Origin of the sequence: Afipia broomeae ATCC 49717, from assembly GCF_000314675.2 — a bacterium.
Classification (GTDB): domain Bacteria; phylum Pseudomonadota; class Alphaproteobacteria; order Rhizobiales; family Xanthobacteraceae; genus Afipia; species Afipia broomeae.
This window is the reverse complement of the sequence record NZ_KB375283.1, coordinates 588,799-602,667: the sequence shown is the minus strand read 5'-3', so window position 1 is coordinate 602,667 and position 13,869 is coordinate 588,799. Positions and strand designations below refer to the sequence as shown.

General features: G+C 62.6%; 23 protein-coding genes. 6 read left to right on the top strand and 17 right to left on the bottom strand.

Features of this window, described 5'->3' with window-relative positions; genetic code table 11:
- Positions 1-108: 108 nt before the first annotated feature.
- The 4 genes from HMPREF9695_RS15290 to HMPREF9695_RS15275 form a co-directional block, all read right to left on the bottom strand.
- Positions 109-420, bottom strand: coding sequence for a hypothetical protein (locus HMPREF9695_RS15290; RefSeq protein ID WP_006021774.1), 312 nt, complete (start codon positions 418-420; stop codon positions 109-111).
- 200 nt (positions 421-620) lie between these two features.
- Positions 621-1,016 carry a hypothetical protein gene (locus HMPREF9695_RS15285; RefSeq protein WP_041712528.1) on the bottom strand — a complete coding sequence of 132 codons (396 nt, stop codon included), beginning with the start codon at positions 1,014-1,016 and terminating at the stop codon, positions 621-623.
- 278 nt (positions 1,017-1,294) lie between these two features.
- Positions 1,295-1,789: a CinA family protein gene (locus HMPREF9695_RS15280; RefSeq protein ID WP_006021772.1), complete on the bottom strand. Its 495-nt coding sequence runs from the start codon at positions 1,787-1,789 to the stop codon at positions 1,295-1,297.
- 163 nt (positions 1,790-1,952) lie between these two features.
- Positions 1,953-2,618: a pyridoxamine 5'-phosphate oxidase family protein gene (locus HMPREF9695_RS15275; RefSeq protein ID WP_006021771.1), complete on the bottom strand. Its 666-nt coding sequence runs from the start codon at positions 2,616-2,618 to the stop codon at positions 1,953-1,955.
- A 189-nt stretch (positions 2,619-2,807) separates the two neighbouring features.
- Between HMPREF9695_RS15275 and HMPREF9695_RS15270 the strand changes: the two genes are divergently transcribed.
- From HMPREF9695_RS15270 to HMPREF9695_RS15260, 3 genes are all read left to right on the top strand, one after another.
- Complete coding sequence (locus HMPREF9695_RS15270; protein WP_006021770.1) at positions 2,808-3,080, top strand: (2Fe-2S)-binding protein; 273 nt, start codon at positions 2,808-2,810, stop codon at positions 3,078-3,080.
- Between the two features lie 135 nt (positions 3,081-3,215).
- Positions 3,216-3,722 carry a bacterioferritin gene (gene bfr / locus HMPREF9695_RS15265; protein WP_006021769.1) on the top strand — a complete coding sequence of 169 codons (507 nt, stop codon included), beginning with the start codon at positions 3,216-3,218 and terminating at the stop codon, positions 3,720-3,722.
- A 132-nt stretch (positions 3,723-3,854) separates the two neighbouring features.
- Entirely contained in the window at positions 3,855-4,625 is a 771-nt protein-coding gene (locus tag HMPREF9695_RS15260) for a DUF169 domain-containing protein (RefSeq protein WP_006021768.1), read from the top strand.
- A 147-nt stretch (positions 4,626-4,772) separates the two neighbouring features.
- Here the strand turns inward: HMPREF9695_RS15260 and HMPREF9695_RS15255 are convergent, their stop codons facing one another.
- The 7 genes from HMPREF9695_RS15255 to HMPREF9695_RS15225 all read right to left on the bottom strand — a co-directional run bounded on the left by HMPREF9695_RS15255 (position 4,773) and on the right by HMPREF9695_RS15225 (position 8,633).
- A complete protein-coding gene (locus tag HMPREF9695_RS15255; RefSeq protein ID WP_006021767.1) occupies positions 4,773-5,126 on the bottom strand; it encodes a hypothetical protein in 354 nt (117 codons plus the stop codon).
- A gap of 124 nt (positions 5,127-5,250) precedes the next feature.
- Complete coding sequence (locus HMPREF9695_RS15250) at positions 5,251-5,862, bottom strand: hypothetical protein (protein WP_006021766.1); 612 nt, start codon at positions 5,860-5,862, stop codon at positions 5,251-5,253.
- Between the two features lie 58 nt (positions 5,863-5,920).
- Positions 5,921-6,613: a YoaK family protein gene (locus HMPREF9695_RS15245; protein WP_006021765.1), complete on the bottom strand. Its 693-nt coding sequence runs from the start codon at positions 6,611-6,613 to the stop codon at positions 5,921-5,923.
- 36 nt (positions 6,614-6,649) lie between these two features.
- Positions 6,650-7,045 carry a hypothetical protein gene (locus HMPREF9695_RS15240; protein ID WP_006021764.1) on the bottom strand — a complete coding sequence of 132 codons (396 nt, stop codon included), beginning with the start codon at positions 7,043-7,045 and terminating at the stop codon, positions 6,650-6,652.
- 30 nt (positions 7,046-7,075) lie between these two features.
- Positions 7,076-8,026: a hypothetical protein gene (locus HMPREF9695_RS15235; protein ID WP_006021763.1), complete on the bottom strand. Its 951-nt coding sequence runs from the start codon at positions 8,024-8,026 to the stop codon at positions 7,076-7,078.
- A gap of 16 nt (positions 8,027-8,042) precedes the next feature.
- Entirely contained in the window at positions 8,043-8,264 is a 222-nt protein-coding gene (locus tag HMPREF9695_RS15230) for a hypothetical protein (protein ID WP_006021762.1), read from the bottom strand.
- Between the two features lie 114 nt (positions 8,265-8,378).
- Positions 8,379-8,633 carry a helix-turn-helix domain-containing protein gene (locus tag HMPREF9695_RS15225; protein WP_006021761.1) on the bottom strand — a complete coding sequence of 85 codons (255 nt, stop codon included), beginning with the start codon at positions 8,631-8,633 and terminating at the stop codon, positions 8,379-8,381.
- Positions 8,634-8,910: 277 nt separating this feature from the next.
- Between HMPREF9695_RS15225 and HMPREF9695_RS15220 the strand changes: the two genes are divergently transcribed.
- Positions 8,911-9,177 carry a DUF2277 domain-containing protein gene (locus tag HMPREF9695_RS15220; protein WP_006021760.1) on the top strand — a complete coding sequence of 89 codons (267 nt, stop codon included), beginning with the start codon at positions 8,911-8,913 and terminating at the stop codon, positions 9,175-9,177.
- A 333-nt stretch (positions 9,178-9,510) separates the two neighbouring features.
- Positions 9,511-9,951 (top strand): hypothetical protein, encoded by a 441-nt coding sequence (locus HMPREF9695_RS15215; RefSeq protein ID WP_006021758.1) that lies wholly within the window; start codon positions 9,511-9,513, stop codon positions 9,949-9,951.
- 9 nt (positions 9,952-9,960) lie between these two features.
- Here the strand turns inward: HMPREF9695_RS15215 and HMPREF9695_RS15210 are convergent, their stop codons facing one another.
- On the bottom strand, positions 9,961-10,659 hold the full coding sequence (locus HMPREF9695_RS15210) for a class I SAM-dependent methyltransferase (protein ID WP_006021757.1): 699 nt from the start codon (positions 10,657-10,659) through the stop codon (positions 9,961-9,963).
- Positions 10,660-10,890: 231 nt separating this feature from the next.
- Between HMPREF9695_RS15210 and HMPREF9695_RS15205 the strand changes: the two genes are divergently transcribed.
- Complete coding sequence (locus tag HMPREF9695_RS15205) at positions 10,891-11,328, top strand: hypothetical protein (RefSeq protein WP_006021756.1); 438 nt, start codon at positions 10,891-10,893, stop codon at positions 11,326-11,328.
- Between the two features lie 90 nt (positions 11,329-11,418).
- Here the strand turns inward: HMPREF9695_RS15205 and HMPREF9695_RS15200 are convergent, their stop codons facing one another.
- The 5 genes from HMPREF9695_RS15200 to HMPREF9695_RS26415 all read right to left on the bottom strand — a co-directional run bounded on the left by HMPREF9695_RS15200 (position 11,419) and on the right by HMPREF9695_RS26415 (position 13,842).
- The gene (locus HMPREF9695_RS15200; protein ID WP_006021755.1) at positions 11,419-11,925 is read right to left on the bottom strand and encodes a collagen-like protein; all 507 of its coding nucleotides are present in this window, start codon (positions 11,923-11,925) and stop codon (positions 11,419-11,421) included.
- A gap of 139 nt (positions 11,926-12,064) precedes the next feature.
- Positions 12,065-12,532 (bottom strand): DUF6691 family protein, encoded by a 468-nt coding sequence (locus HMPREF9695_RS15195; protein ID WP_006021754.1) that lies wholly within the window; start codon positions 12,530-12,532, stop codon positions 12,065-12,067.
- A 4-nt stretch (positions 12,533-12,536) separates the two neighbouring features.
- Positions 12,537-12,965 (bottom strand): YeeE/YedE family protein, encoded by a 429-nt coding sequence (locus HMPREF9695_RS15190; RefSeq protein ID WP_006021753.1) that lies wholly within the window; start codon positions 12,963-12,965, stop codon positions 12,537-12,539.
- Positions 12,966-13,054: 89 nt separating this feature from the next.
- The gene (locus HMPREF9695_RS15185) at positions 13,055-13,609 is read right to left on the bottom strand and encodes a dTDP-4-dehydrorhamnose 3,5-epimerase family protein (RefSeq protein WP_006021752.1); all 555 of its coding nucleotides are present in this window, start codon (positions 13,607-13,609) and stop codon (positions 13,055-13,057) included.
- Positions 13,610-13,704: 95 nt separating this feature from the next.
- On the bottom strand, positions 13,705-13,842 hold the full coding sequence (locus tag HMPREF9695_RS26415) for a hypothetical protein (RefSeq protein WP_192824440.1): 138 nt from the start codon (positions 13,840-13,842) through the stop codon (positions 13,705-13,707).
- Between the last annotated feature and the right edge of the window lie 27 nt (positions 13,843-13,869).

The following is a 13,869-nucleotide window of genomic DNA, read 5'->3' as shown; positions in this document are numbered from 1 at the left end:
GCCCCCGGACCTTTACAAAAAACGCCCCGGAGCGGCTTTTGCCGTCCGGAGTGTACCTTTCTTCCAAGCCCGGACGGCCAAAAAATGGCCGCCCGATGAACGGTTGCGTCAGTTACAAACCTGCACGCGGCGGACGCGCCAGCCGTAACCGTCCCAGAAGCGCTCACGCTGCCAGTAGCACGGCGCGCCACCGTAATAGACGGGGCCGGCGCCGTAATAGCCGTAGCCTGGGCCATAGTAACCGCCGCTGTTTGCAATCGCCGCGCCTGCGATGGCGCCGCCGAGGATGCCGAGGCCCACGCCGGCCGCGATGCGCCCGCCGCGCGCTTCGGCCGGTGCCGGGGCTGCGAGGGCGGTGACTGCGACAGTGGCGGCAGCGGCAACTGCCAAGACGATCTTTCTAGCGCCGATCTTCTGCATGGCTTTCACCTTTCATCGTTGTGACCGTTAGATAACGGGTCCCGGCGGTGAAGGTTTCACAGTTGCGTTGAACGGGATCTGAATGGAGGGGCCGGATTTCAGCCATCATCAGGCGCGGGCATAAGAAAAACGGCGCCTCGCGAATGCGAAGCGCCGCCGGAATTTTCGAAAGCCGCGCGGATGATCCGCGTGGCCGATGATCAGAACAGCGAAGCGTACTGCTGCAGACCAGCCTTTTGCACGAGGCCCATCGCCGTGCGCTTCTGGTCTTCATCGAGGGTGGCGAACAGCGCCGAGGCTGCCGGAGCGAAGCGGCGGACGGCGGCTTCGTTGACCTGCGGTTCGCGGGCGAGCGCACGCAGTGCGTTGGCGACTGCGGGCCAGTACCTTGCCTGTTCGGCCTTCAGTTTCAGCGCGGCGCGATAGCGCATGATGGCGACTTCGCTCATCGCCGACTGGAACATCGAAATCTTCTTTTGAGGCGCGGCGGTTTCGGCGCCGACGGACGCAGTGAAGTCCTGAGCGGAGGCGGGTGCAGTGACGGCAATTGCCAGCGTGGCAACAACAGACGCAATCGCGATTGGCAATCTTCGCATTTGTCTCACTTCTGTGTGGGGAATGATGGTGGCGAGGTACGTGCCATATGTGACCAAAATGCGATGGGTTGAGTTAACAAACCCAGAAAATCCGGGTTGATGCACCATTAAGGTTTAGGGGCCGGATTTGTTCCCAAAAAACAATGCTATATTTGCAGCCGTAACATTCGCTCACGAAAGGTGAAGCGGGTTCCTTGGTTAATTCAGGAACATGAACGACGGAATCTGCCGATAAATGCTGGATATTCGCAATGATCGCGATTCGGGAACCATTCAACTCAGTGCGCGGAATCCATCGTTTCGGCGAACAGCTCGAGCGAGCGAAGCGCGAAGGCGCGCATGTTGGCGATGCGATTGCTGTCGCCGGTCTCGAGCGTAATGGCGCGTGCGAGCGGTCCCGCAACCGCCATGCATGAATGCCCCGCGGCGTCGCCGTAACGGTTGCCGCTTGGGCCGGTCGCGCCGGTCTCGCTCAGGCCCCACGTGGTGTTGAGAAGTTCGCGCGCGCGGTTCGCCAGCAGGGTGGCATAAGGCTCGGTCGCCCCGCGCATGCCGATGGCTTCCATTTCTTCCTTCGTGATGTTCACCAGCGCCGCACGCGCACGCGGCGTGTAGATCACGCCGCCGCCGCGGTAGTAGGCCGATGCGCCGGGTACGGAGAGCAGCGCTGCCGAGATCAATCCGCCGGTGGAGGACTCCGCGACGGCGATGGTTTCTTTTCGCGCGATCAGGGACGCGGCGATTTTTTCCGCGAGCGGCAGCAGCTTTTCCATAACGGGACTTTCAGTATGAGGGCGACGTAAGCGGTACGAGAGGAGAGTCCTGATGCAAGATGATGTCTGTCTCTCTGCTCGTCCCCGCGAAAGCGGGGACCCAGATATTGAGTACTGGATTCCCGCTTCCGCGGGAATGAGCGGATACCTGTATCGGCGCAGATCAGAGCTGCGTCTTGTAACGCGCTTCGACAGCGTCCTGACTTTCCGGCGTGCCCTGGCCGGTCTGCTCGTGGATGACCTCAGAGATGCTCGGCTGAGCCGAGCGCGCCACGCGCGCCTCCGGCGACCACAGCTTCGAGCGCATCAGCGCCTTGCCGCAGTGGAAATAGACTTCGCGCACGGCGATATCGAGCACGGCGCGCGGCAGCTTTCCGAATTCGATCATGGTGGCCAGCACGTCGGCGTCGGCCGAGAGCTTCGCGTTACCGCCCACGCGCAGGGTTTCATCGAGGCCCGGCACGAAGAAGATCAATTGCACATAGCCGCTGCCCGACAGCACGTTGCGGAAGCTGTCGATGCGGTTGTTGCCGGGGCGGTCCGGCATCAGGAGGCGCGTCTCGTTTTCAATGCGGACGAAGCCGGGATTGCCGCCGCGCGGGGAGGCATCGACGGTGCCGTCGGGACCCGCCGTCGCCAGCACGCAGAACGGTGACATGCCGATGAAATTGGCGGCATGGCGGTCGATGCGCGGAAGCTGTTTCGCGATCACGCGGTCGGTGGGCGGCGCGTAGATGGCGCCGAGGTCGTCAGGTCCGATATGCGTCACGCCGTCGTGCTCCTGCTTCTTGCGATACGGACGTTTAACCCAATCTGCAGCGCCCTGCATTTGGCGGCTGCGCCACAGCGCTGAAGTCCCTTTCAGCTTGCAGGCAGGTTCCGTTTAGATCGATTCTAGATTGGATTGCAGCGGCTTAGCCAGTTTGGAATAGCTTAAAACTGGCTGTTTTCCTTTTGCATCGGGGGCTGCGGTTTAATACCTGTTGGTCAACAGTCCTTACAGGTTCTCCAGACATCCATGATTGTTTGTTCCTGCAACGTCCTGACTGACCACGACGTGCGTAACGTTGTGACCCAAGCCAAGGATTTCCCGCGCACGGCCGGGCAGGTCTATGGCTGCCTGGGCTGCAGCGCCGAATGCGGCCGTTGCGCCCGAACCATCAAGAAAATCATGGACGAAGCACTGGGCGCCTGCGCCAAGGCTTGCTGCTCGGGATGCCCCCATAGCCAGCACGAAGCCGCGAACGAAGACCAGCAGCCGGTCGTCCTTCTGGCCCAGGCCGCCTGCTAAACACCTTCAGACATTCAAATTTCCCCAGCCCCTCCCGGTCCCTCGGCCCGGGGTTGTACTTGCCCGTAATCTCATTTAGAACGCTTCTAAATTGAATTGGGACCGTCAAGCGGCGGTTCCGCAAGGGAGTGCAACATGAAGGGCGACCCGAAGGTCATCGATTATCTTAACAAGGGACTGCGCAGCGAACTGACGGCGATCAATCAGTACTGGCTGCATTTCCGGCTGCTCAATCATTGGGGCCTGAAGAGCATGGCCAAGCATTGGCGCAAGGAGTCCATCGAGGAGATGCACCACGCCGACCGCTTCACCGACCGCATCCTGTTTCTCGACGGCTTCCCCAACATGCAGGTGCTGGATCCCTTGAGGATCGGCCAGAACGTCAAGGAAATCCTGGAATGCGATCTCGCCGCGGAAGTCGGCGCGCGCACGCTTTATCAGGAGGCGGCGACCTACTGCCACAGCATCAAGGACTACGTCTCGCGCGACCTGTTCGAGAGCATCATGAAGGACGAGGAGCATCACATCGACTTCCTCGAAACCCAGCTTGATCTCGTCGAGCGCATCGGAATCCAGCTTTACGAACAGAAGCATGTCGGCGATATCGGCGACGACAATCCGCCCGAAGGCGAGGGGCACTGATCGCTCCTGCCATCAATCCAATTGAAGACAAAGGCCCGGACCGCTTGCGCGGCTCCGGGTTTTCTTTTGGCTCTTACTTGCGCCGAAAATGCTCTAGCCTCGCCGGCAACAAAAACATTCGGGAGAAACGCGATGACCTACGACTGGCCCGCGATCGTCGATGATCTCAACACGCTGCTGAAGCTTCGCTCGATCCCGTTCGGCATGAAGATGTTCGCGCGGCGCGAGGACATGGAAGCGATCCCGAAGATTCGCCGGCCGCAATCGGTGCACACGCTGGATCAGATCGTGGCGCAGGCGGCGCGGATCGGCTGGACGGTCGGCATCACCAGCGACGATCTGGTCGGCGCGCAGTGCCGCGCCGTGGTCGGCCTCGGCGGCGCCAAGACCGAGGCGTGGCAATCCGGTCAGCACATGACCGGCGTGTGGTTCTCGACGCAGCAGGATGCGCAGGCCCATCAGGAAGCGATGCACTGCGTGCCGGACGGACAATACGATGCGCTCGCGGTCGGTCCGCTGTCGTCCGGCAAGCTCGATCCGCCGGATATCGCGCTGTTCTATGCGACGCCCGGTGCGATGATCTATTTCATCAACGGATTGCAGTGGTCGGGCTACAAGCGGTTCGACTGGAGCGTGGTCGGTGAATCCGCCTGCGCGGATTCATGGGGCCGGGCGCTGACCACGCGATTGCCGAGCCTGTCGATTCCATGTTTCGCCGAGCGCCGCTACGGCGGCGTGCTCGACGAGGAAATGCTGATGGCGACACCGCCGGAATATCTCGTCAGCGCCATCGCCGGCATGAAGGCGCTGTCGAAGAACGGATTCCGTTATCCGTTCGCACAGTATGGCGTGCAGCAGGACGTGCGCGCCGGCATGGCGGTGAGTTATCCGGGCAGGGCGTAGGGCGCATCTGAAGACCAACACGCGTCATTGCGAGGAGCCATGAGCGCGTCTTGGACGCGCTTTGGCGACGAAGCAATCCAGCTCTTTCCTGTAGCTATGGATTGCTTCGCCCCGCTCGCAATGACGATCGGGAGACGCCTGCGTTCCTCACGATCCGTCCGCCGGCACGAAGCATGTGATCTCGATGTTGCCGCGGATTGTGACATACCACACCACGGCGCCGCCGGTGGGATTGCCGCCGGTGCGGATGATCGCCTTCTCCGGCACCAGCCACCACGAACCCTCGATCGGCACCCAGTAGCTGCCCTCGCGGACATCGTAGTCGGTGCGATGGCCATCCGACACGTCGCAGCACGGCACGCCGGCCGGACTGCGCGCATCCCTGAACCATTTGCGGATGTGTTCGGGGACATCGCCGAATTGCCCGCGATCGACCGCGAGGGCCGCAGCAGCAGACAGCGTCAGCGGAATCATCAGGGCAAGGCGAAGCGGCCACCTCATGCGATCCTCCGCGATCAGAATCGTCAGGAGTTTCGGACGGCCATCTGAAGGCGTCCAGACACACCCGCGCGAGGCGCCGTGTTCTTCCCGCGCATAGTTGAGGCACGATGCATCGCAGCATCGGTTACGCCTTCGCGGCGCGCTTCTTCTTTTTCGTCTCTGGCGGCGGCGCGGGAGGCGTCAGCGGGCAGCCGGCAAACGCGGCTTCAAGCGCGGCAGGCGCGCCGTCGAGCTTGAATTCGGCGGTGGTGCGTCCGGCGGCGAGCGAGCGAATCCGGATTACGAGCGTGTTTGAGGCCGCAAGTTCGTTGACGAATGTCGTCACCGCCGCCCGGTCCTCGATCACGACGGTCCGGTATTCCTGAAGAAAGCGCGCGGCGATGTTGTCGTGGCCGGGCTTGTCGTCGAAGCGATAGCCGAGCGTCGAGTTCGGGTCGGTGCCGACCTTGAACTCGAAGGCGAAGCGCACCATCGGCTTGCCATCGAAGCAGGTGAGCTGCATCGAAGCCATCTTGGCGTAATCGGCGAAACTGTTGGAGGCGTTGTCGACAATCAGCATCGCGCTCGGCACCGGAACGCCGGTGATGCGATCGGTCTGCTTCTCGATCTTCCAGTTGCCGGACGTTGTGGTTGCCGGGGTGGCCACATAAGGATCGCGCATGGCGCACGCGCCAAGGCCCGCGCTCAAGCCTGCGCCCAGCAAGACGGCCATCACGGCGAACGCGACACGACGCACAACGCAATCCCCAGCCCGTCCTTATCCTGCAACCGGAGCGGGTAGGGCGCAAGCGGGTTTATGCCGGGCGTGTTTCCTCGACCCGGATTATCGCGGCGGCGAAACCGACGGCGACCGAGAGCGCCAGACACCAGAAGCCGACATAGACATACATCACCGCAGCGACAGCGCAGCCGGACGCGAAGAAGCAGATCGCAAGCGCAAGGCGGCTGAAACGGGTTTTCACCGCCACACGCTCCTCGGGTTTGGTGCCGGTGAGGAGATCGACGGCGTCAAGCGTGACCTGCACGGTCGATCCGGTCATCATGGTGGACGGCGGCAGGCTGGCCATGTGCACGCGCTGCACGGCGTTCTGCATGGCCATCGCGGCGACGCCGGCAAATCCGGTCAGCAGCGCCATCGGCGTGTTGGCGTCGGGAAACGGGCCGTACTGCACGGCGAGAAGAAAGAACGCCAGCAGACATGCGACTTTAACCCCGAGCAGGATCTGCATCGCAGGCAGACTATGCGCGCGCAGCGCAATGCCGGCGAGCCGGGCGAGCGCGATCACCGCGACGAATTCGGGGAGCGCCAGGATCTTGCCGACGATGCCGTGGCTGCCGTGGACCAGCGCCGCGCCCAGCGTGACGAAGTTGCCGGTGACATGCGCGGTGAACAGCCCGGCGAGACCGAGGAAGCCCGCGGTGTCGACGAAGCCGCCGTTGAACGACAACAGTGCCGCGACGACATTGGATCGGGTGATCTGTTTCATATGCAGATACTCGCGCTCGCAGTTGAAGTCACCAGATCATGGTATGTGCCGGATCACGCGCAGAATTCGCAGCAGGATCGACGAATTATAGAAAGCGTAGCCGGCCAGGACGGCCGCCGTGCCTGCGGGAATCCATCCAAGAATCAGGCCCCAGAACTCGAATTCCGAGATCAGGATAGCGTACAGAATTATCACTGTTAAAGAAGCGCCGAGAAATGCAGAAGCCATGCGCACCCGGTGTTCCGCCTTGTCGGCTGTGTCCCGTCTCTTGACGGCAATGAGCTTGCCCGAAGAGTAAATTTGATAACTTACGGCTTCATCGCCGATAAAGGGGCGGCCTTCCTTCGCCCAATGAAAGGCGTCGGCGCGATCCTCGAATGTCCTTTCGTTGGTCGCGCCATCCAGTGACTTCAGTCGGACCTTAAAAGTCATCCCGTGTGTCCCGGTTAGGCGTGCGCCGGTCTAGGTTTCATCATCTGCGAACAGCCCCACTTCTTCGCGCACGGCGTCGATCGGCTGGATCGCAGCCGACCAGAAATCCCACTCCGGAGCGAACAGGTCGGCGGTGGTGTCTTCACCGCGCGCCCAGGCGTAAAAGAATTCCTCCGGCTCGAAGGCGCCTGTCGCAGCGCCGGCGACATCGTTGAGCGGAATGCCGAGATGCCAGCTCAGCATCACCGGCAGAACGTGGCCCGACATGGCATTGACGCGATGCATGGTCGCGGTCAGCGTCGATGTCATCAGTTCGCCGCGCGGCGAGGTATCGTAACCGGCGAGCACGTGGGTGGAATCGTGCGGCACGGCGAATTCGAAATTGAGCGCGGTCGGCTCGCCGGGATAGGCGTAACGGTTGGCCTGATAGAACATCGCAAATGCATGGCCGAACGTGTTGTCCGGCAATCGCGCCAGCGCGTGAAATCGCGTCGCCAATGCGGGATCGGGCTCGGTGTCGTAGGGCTGCAGCCACGGGCCCGTCTCGTCGGCAGTCCATGTACGGCCGGTCACGCTTTCGAGATTGGCGAGGAGCATGTGGGCCTTGGCGTCTTTCAGATCGCCCAGCGCGATGCGCGCAAGATCATGGACAAACTCGTCCTTGACGCCGAGCGAGTCCGCAAGCTTCACGACCCCGCTGAGCTTCGCGGTGTTGATCGTACCGTCGACGAGCGCCATGACCGCTGCGAAACTCACGGCCTGCGCGGCAAGAGCGGGATCTTCGGCAAGTTCGGCCTGCCGGTGGGGACTGAGCGGCGTCAGCCCCGCGAGGCCGAACTGCGGCTCAAGATGAAAAATGTAACGCGTGGCCGCGGCGATGGTCTCGTGGTCGATTTCGGTCGGCATTCCCTCGGTGGCGGCAATGCCGAGCATCACGGCAAGGGTGCTGCGGGCCTGATCCAGCGTCGCGGGAATGTGCATGGGTTCTGCCGCGTTCCTACCTGAACTGCGTCTGGCAGAGCGGACTGAGCCTTCTGACGTTCTTCTGCATGCAGGCGGTGATGCGCTTCACGTCCGGGACGAACTCCCGGCAGTATTTCATCGCGTCCTTGCGGCAGGCACGGCGCTGCTCCGGCGTGCCCGCGGCATGTGCCGACGAGGCGTAAGCCATGGCGATGGCCGCACAGGCGGCAAGGATTTTGACGAGCGGTCGGGTCATAATCAGGGTCCTGGTGAGGGAACCGTAACCCGATCGTTCTCGCCCATCAAACGGTAAACCGGTGCTGGCGAACTCCGGTTTTTCGTCTGGCATAATCCTGGACCAGCATCATCGCTAATGATGTGCAGGGACCTCAGCGCCGTCTGCCGAATACTGCCGGATCTTGTTGCGCAGTGTGCGCACCGAGACGCCGAGAACCCGAGCCGCATGGGTGCGATTGCCCTCACAGCGGGCAAGCGTTTGCAGGACGAGTTCGCGTTCGATTTCCTGGACTGTGGCGCCGATGAGCAGCGGGACCACCTGGCCCGGTGCCACGGCCGGCGCATCAGGCAATAATTGCGATGCGCGTACGTGCATTTCCTGGGTCATCGAGACCTCCTGACCACTGCTGCACCTGTCAGGGACGCAGACTATATCCAAGGTTCTCCGATCTCAGCCCAGGTTGAGGGTGGGCCGATAGGGTTAACAGGACCTTAATTTCCGGGATAACCCGTTCATGGAACTCGTGAATTGGAACCCGATGGAACCGCGCGGGATCGCAGGAGAAATCGGATCGGCTGCGAACGCACGCCTAAAATTTGCGCGTCTCACCGCCGGGAATTAAGTGAGATGCAGGCCCGCGCCGGGCGTGAAGGGAAGAAGACTCATGTGCCGCAACATCAAAACGCTGTTCAACTTCGAGCCGCCCGCCACCGAAGACGAAATTCACGCGTCGGCCTTGCAGTTCGTGCGCAAGCTCTCCGGCTTCAACGCACCGTCGAAGGCGAATGAAGAAGCGTTCAACCGCGCTGTCGCCGAAGTTTCCGACAGCGCGCGCAAACTGCTGACGTCGCTGCACACCCACGCGCCGGCGCGCGACCGTGAGGTCGAGGCAGAGAAGGCGAGAGAGCGGAGCCGGGCGCGGTTCGGCTAAACGCAAAACGGGCCAGCGAGAGCCGGCCCGTTTTCTTTTGCGTTGCGAAGTGCTTCAGGAGCGCGGCATTGCGATCGGCACGAACCTCGGATCGCTGGCGCGGCGGTCGATTGCCGCGACTCGCAGCAGGGCTTCAAGCTTCAATAAAAAAATTTCCGCCAACATTGTCATAATCCCTTCCGGTTGACTGTATGGAAGTTGGACGCCGACTCAACGCCGCGCGTTCAATGTCTGAAATAAAACTATGCCTCGCCGTTGTCGTTCGCAATGGTCTTGCCGCCGGATGATAGGAAGTTAACGTTACGCACCACCATTGGGGATCGGGGGCATTTGATGAAACGTGTCGTCGCACCGCTGCTGTTCATCCTCTCGCTGGGCTGCGCGGCGTCTGTCGCGCAGGCCGACACCTCGGACCGCTTCGCCATGGGCGGCTGGATCGAGAAATTCCAGCCGGCCATCGATCAGGCCAACGCCAGCGGCGAACTGTTTCGTATCCGCGGTCATTGCCAGTCGAACTGCACGCTGTTTCTCGGGGTGCGCAATGTCTGCGTCGAGCGCAGTGCGCGGCTGCTGTTTCACGCCGGTCATGGCCGCGGGCCCAACAGGTACGTCATCAACGCCGGTTCGACCCAGCGGATGCTGAACGCCTACAAAGGAAAGCTGCGGCAGTATGTCGTCGCGAACGGCTATTTGGAAAAGCTGGAGTTCAGCACGATCTCCGGCGCACGGATCATAGACGAGTTCGGCTACAGGGAATGTCCGCGCGGCGGGTGATGCCGCGCGTCACGCCGCGCGCTGCGCCAGGAAGCCCCAGTCCCACGGCAATTGCCGGGACAGCCGGGGCTTGCGCAGGCCGTCCACCGACCAGGGATAATACACCTTGGCGATCCGTGTGACCTCGAAGCCGGTCCCGGAGACGGTGGAGATCAATTCGTCGCGCTCGTAGAATTTCTGCCAGACGCCGTCACGGTGAACGAGGCCGCCCGCCTTGATCCTGTCCGCCGACGCGCCGAGTTTGTTGACCATCAGTTGCGACTCCATCGACGGCACCACCACCAGCGCAAAGCCTTTTGGCTTGGTGACATCGGCCATGGTCGACCACAGCGCATCGCGCTTGGCCTGACGCGGCGAGGTGATGACGTTCAGACAGACCGTCAGGTCGGCGACGGTGCCGAGGACTTTCGCGGACTGGGTGACATCCATCGCGAGCCATTTCGCGTTCGGAAGGTCCGCGCACCGCTTCCTTGCACGCGCGACAATGCGCGGCGCGAAATCGATTCCGGTGATCCGCTCGAAGCGGTGTCCGAATTTCTTGACGAAGCTGCCGACTCCGCAACCGAGATCGACCAACTCAAGATTTTTCCGCGAGCGGCAGGCCGCAGCAACGAAGCGCGGCATCTGCCCGCTCGTCTCGTCCGTCACGATGTCGCACACCAGCGACTCGAATTTGGCCGCGTGCAGATCCCATTCAACTCGATTCACAGGAACCTCCGCCGGTCATTGTGACGCCCGAATCGATTAAACAACAGAAATCGGCGCGGCGATATGCACCGCAGCGCCGAATCTGTTGATCGATTCTGCTGCTTCAGGGTTCCGCTTGCGCCATTGGCGTTTTGCGAATCTGCGCCGTGGGCTAGTGTTGATTCGGTTTTGTCGGTCCTCTTCGCAGCATCTGCTGCTCATTCCTCGTCCACACCAATCCGGAGAATCCCCATGCGTTTGCCATCTGCCATTCGCGCCGCGCTGATCGCCGTGACGGCGCTCATCGGAGCCGGCCTGTCGTCGGCCCATGCCGACAGCGGCACCGTGTCGCTCGTCATCTACAAGGCCGGATGGTTCATCGGCGGTTCGGGCGGCACCGGCACGCTGAACTTCCGCGGCAGGTCCTATGCGCTGTCCACCGGCGGCATCGACTACGGTCTGGTGTTCGGCGGATCGAAGACGGTGCTGCGCGGCCGGGTGAGCAACATCAACCGTCCGTCGGATGTCGCCGGTGTCTACGGCGCGGCGGGCGCGGGCATTGCGGTGGGCCGCGGCGCACGCGCGATCGTTCTCACCAACCAGAAGGGCGCGGTGCTCGAACTCTCCGGTCAGCAGACCGGCCTGATGGCCAACGCCGATCTGAGCGGTCTTGCGATCACGCTGAAGTAAACTTGCGCAACCGCTGCGCTCGCTCAAAGGAAAAAGGCCGGACGCGAGTCCGGCCTTTTGTTCGATATCGCGAGGTGTCGCGGCTTGTCGCTATTTCTTGTCCTTGCGATGCTTCTTTTTCTTCTTGTGATGCTCGTCGTCATCATCATCGCTGTCGTCGTCGAGCGCGCCCGCTGCAAGAGCCGCGGCGTGGCGGGAGGCAGCTTCCTGCGCCTCGCGCTCCTTCGCTTCCTGCTCGCGCTTGCGGCGATGATCTTCCCATGCGTCGAAAATCGTTTCGAGCCAGGGAAGGATTTCCTCGAAAGAAGGCAGGCGGCCGGGCGGCCCCTGTTCGCCGCGCGGGCCTTGCGGGCCCACGGGGCCTTGCTTGCCCTGCGGACCTTGTTCGCCGCGCGGGCCCTGCGCGCCGGGTTTGCCCGCCGGTCCGGCTTCGCCGCGCTTGCCCTGCGGTCCTGCTTTGCCCGGCATCCCCGGCTTGCCGCGCGGACCTTCCGGCCCGGGCCGGCCCGGATGTCCTTGCGGTCCCGGCTTTCCGGGTTTTCCCTGCGGGCCTGGCGGTCCGCTCCGAGGTTGCCGTGTGGTCGCGTCGTTCGCCACGTCTGCACTCCAGGTAATTTGCTACAAGTGATTTGCTACAGGTGAATTGCTACAAGTGATTTGCTACGCCGCCCTTCTAGCAGCGTTTTCATGACTGCCATAATTCAGCGGAAGGACGCCGCCTTTGAAATCGGCGGCGCTAGCCGTCTCCGCCTGCTGCAACAGTGGCTTGCGCGGTCTGTCGCGCAGAGGCGCGGGATCTGTTCCAGGCATCATGGCCCAGCATGCCGACAGCCATCGCGGCGACGAACACGATCACCGGCAGGCTCAGCCCTGCGAGATTGACCAGCGCCGGGCCGGGGCAAAGACCGGCCAGACCCCAGCCGATCCCGAACAGAGCCGCGCCGGTCACCAGCGGTACGTCGATGTCCCTGCGCGTCGGCCAGAGCGACTGCGCGGCAAACACCGGCGCGCCCCGCCGCCGTGCGAGCACAAAGCCGATGCTTGAGACCGCAACCGCACCGGCCATCACGAAAGCCAGCGTCGCGTCCCACGCGCCGAAGATGTCGAGGAAGCCGAGCACTTTCGCTGTATCCGTCATGCCGGAGATCAAAAGGCCCGCGCCGAAAATGAATCCACAGGCGAAACTCACGAGAACGAGCGGCATCGCATCAGCCTCCCACCCCATGACGCACAACGGCGACGGTGAGGATCGCGGCCGCCATGAAGATCGCGGTGGCGACAAGCGAGCGCGCGGACAGCCGCGCCACGCCGCAGACGCCGTGACCCGAGGTGCAGCCGCCGCCCATGCGGCTGCCGAAGCCGACCAGCAGACCCGCGATGACGATCACGATCAGACTCGCGGGCATGGCGGGTGAGGGGAGCGGCGTGCCGGTGGCGAGTGCCGCGGTCAGCGGCGCTGCGATCAGGCCTGCGATGAAGGCGAGCCGCCAGCCGCGATCGCTTATTGCGGGCGAAAGAAGCCCGCCAAAGATGCCGCTGATGCCGGCGACGCGTCCGGTCAGCAGCATCAGCATCGCTGCGGCGAGCCCGATCAGCGCGCCGCCGATCAATCCGGAAAGAGGCGTGAGGTTATGCATGTGCGCTCCATCGAGGCGTGCCGGGTCAGCACGAAGCATATCATAACGCACGATTGCGCGCGCTTACCCTTTGACCGGCGATGACGGCCTCAATCCCGGAAGCTGAACGGAATGCGCGGATCGTCGATCGGCAAGCGGCACTTGTCCGGATCGCGGGGATTGTAAGCCCTTGTCGGCATATTGGTGAACGTCGCGTCCTCGCCGAGATTTTGCACGGCATGAACGACGAAAGGCGGAATGCGCAGCAGGCCGGGCCGCTCCTTGCCGAGGATCAGAACCGAAAGCTTGTTGAAGGTCGGGCTGTCCTGCCGGATGTCCAGCAGCACGACCCTGAAGCGGCCGCGCGTAAAGGCCAGCCGGTCGGACTGATGGCGATGATACACCCAGCCGCGGAGCGATCCGGCTTTGGCCTCCACCTCATAGACATGCACGATGGGCTCGCTCAAGCCGTGGCGCGTGGTGAGAAGTTCGGTCAATCCGCCACGATGATCGGCGCGCGTGACCAGCGGCGTCACCGTGACACCGTCGATCAGATCGGCGACAGGCGTTGCGGCGGCCGCTTGTCCCGGCACAAACGGTGCGTCCTGAACGAAATCGTCCGGGGTGAGGAAGGTGGCGGGGGTGGGTTTGTTTGACGTGATCATGGACGTGCCGTCTGACTTGAAGGCGTGACCTATACACCAGCCGGCCCGGAGGGGAAGGTGATTTGGGGCGTGGAGGCTGGCGACAAGCCCCGCGACTAAGGTGACACGCCGGTCGTGACATCCGTCACGGGTGAAAGAAGTTCACCGAAGATGTTTGTGATCCCGGCGATGCGTCCCGTCAGCAGCATCAGCGGGCTGCCGAGGAGTCCGGCGAGACGTGTGAGGTTGTGCATGGCCGGAGCGTATTACAAATCTGCGAC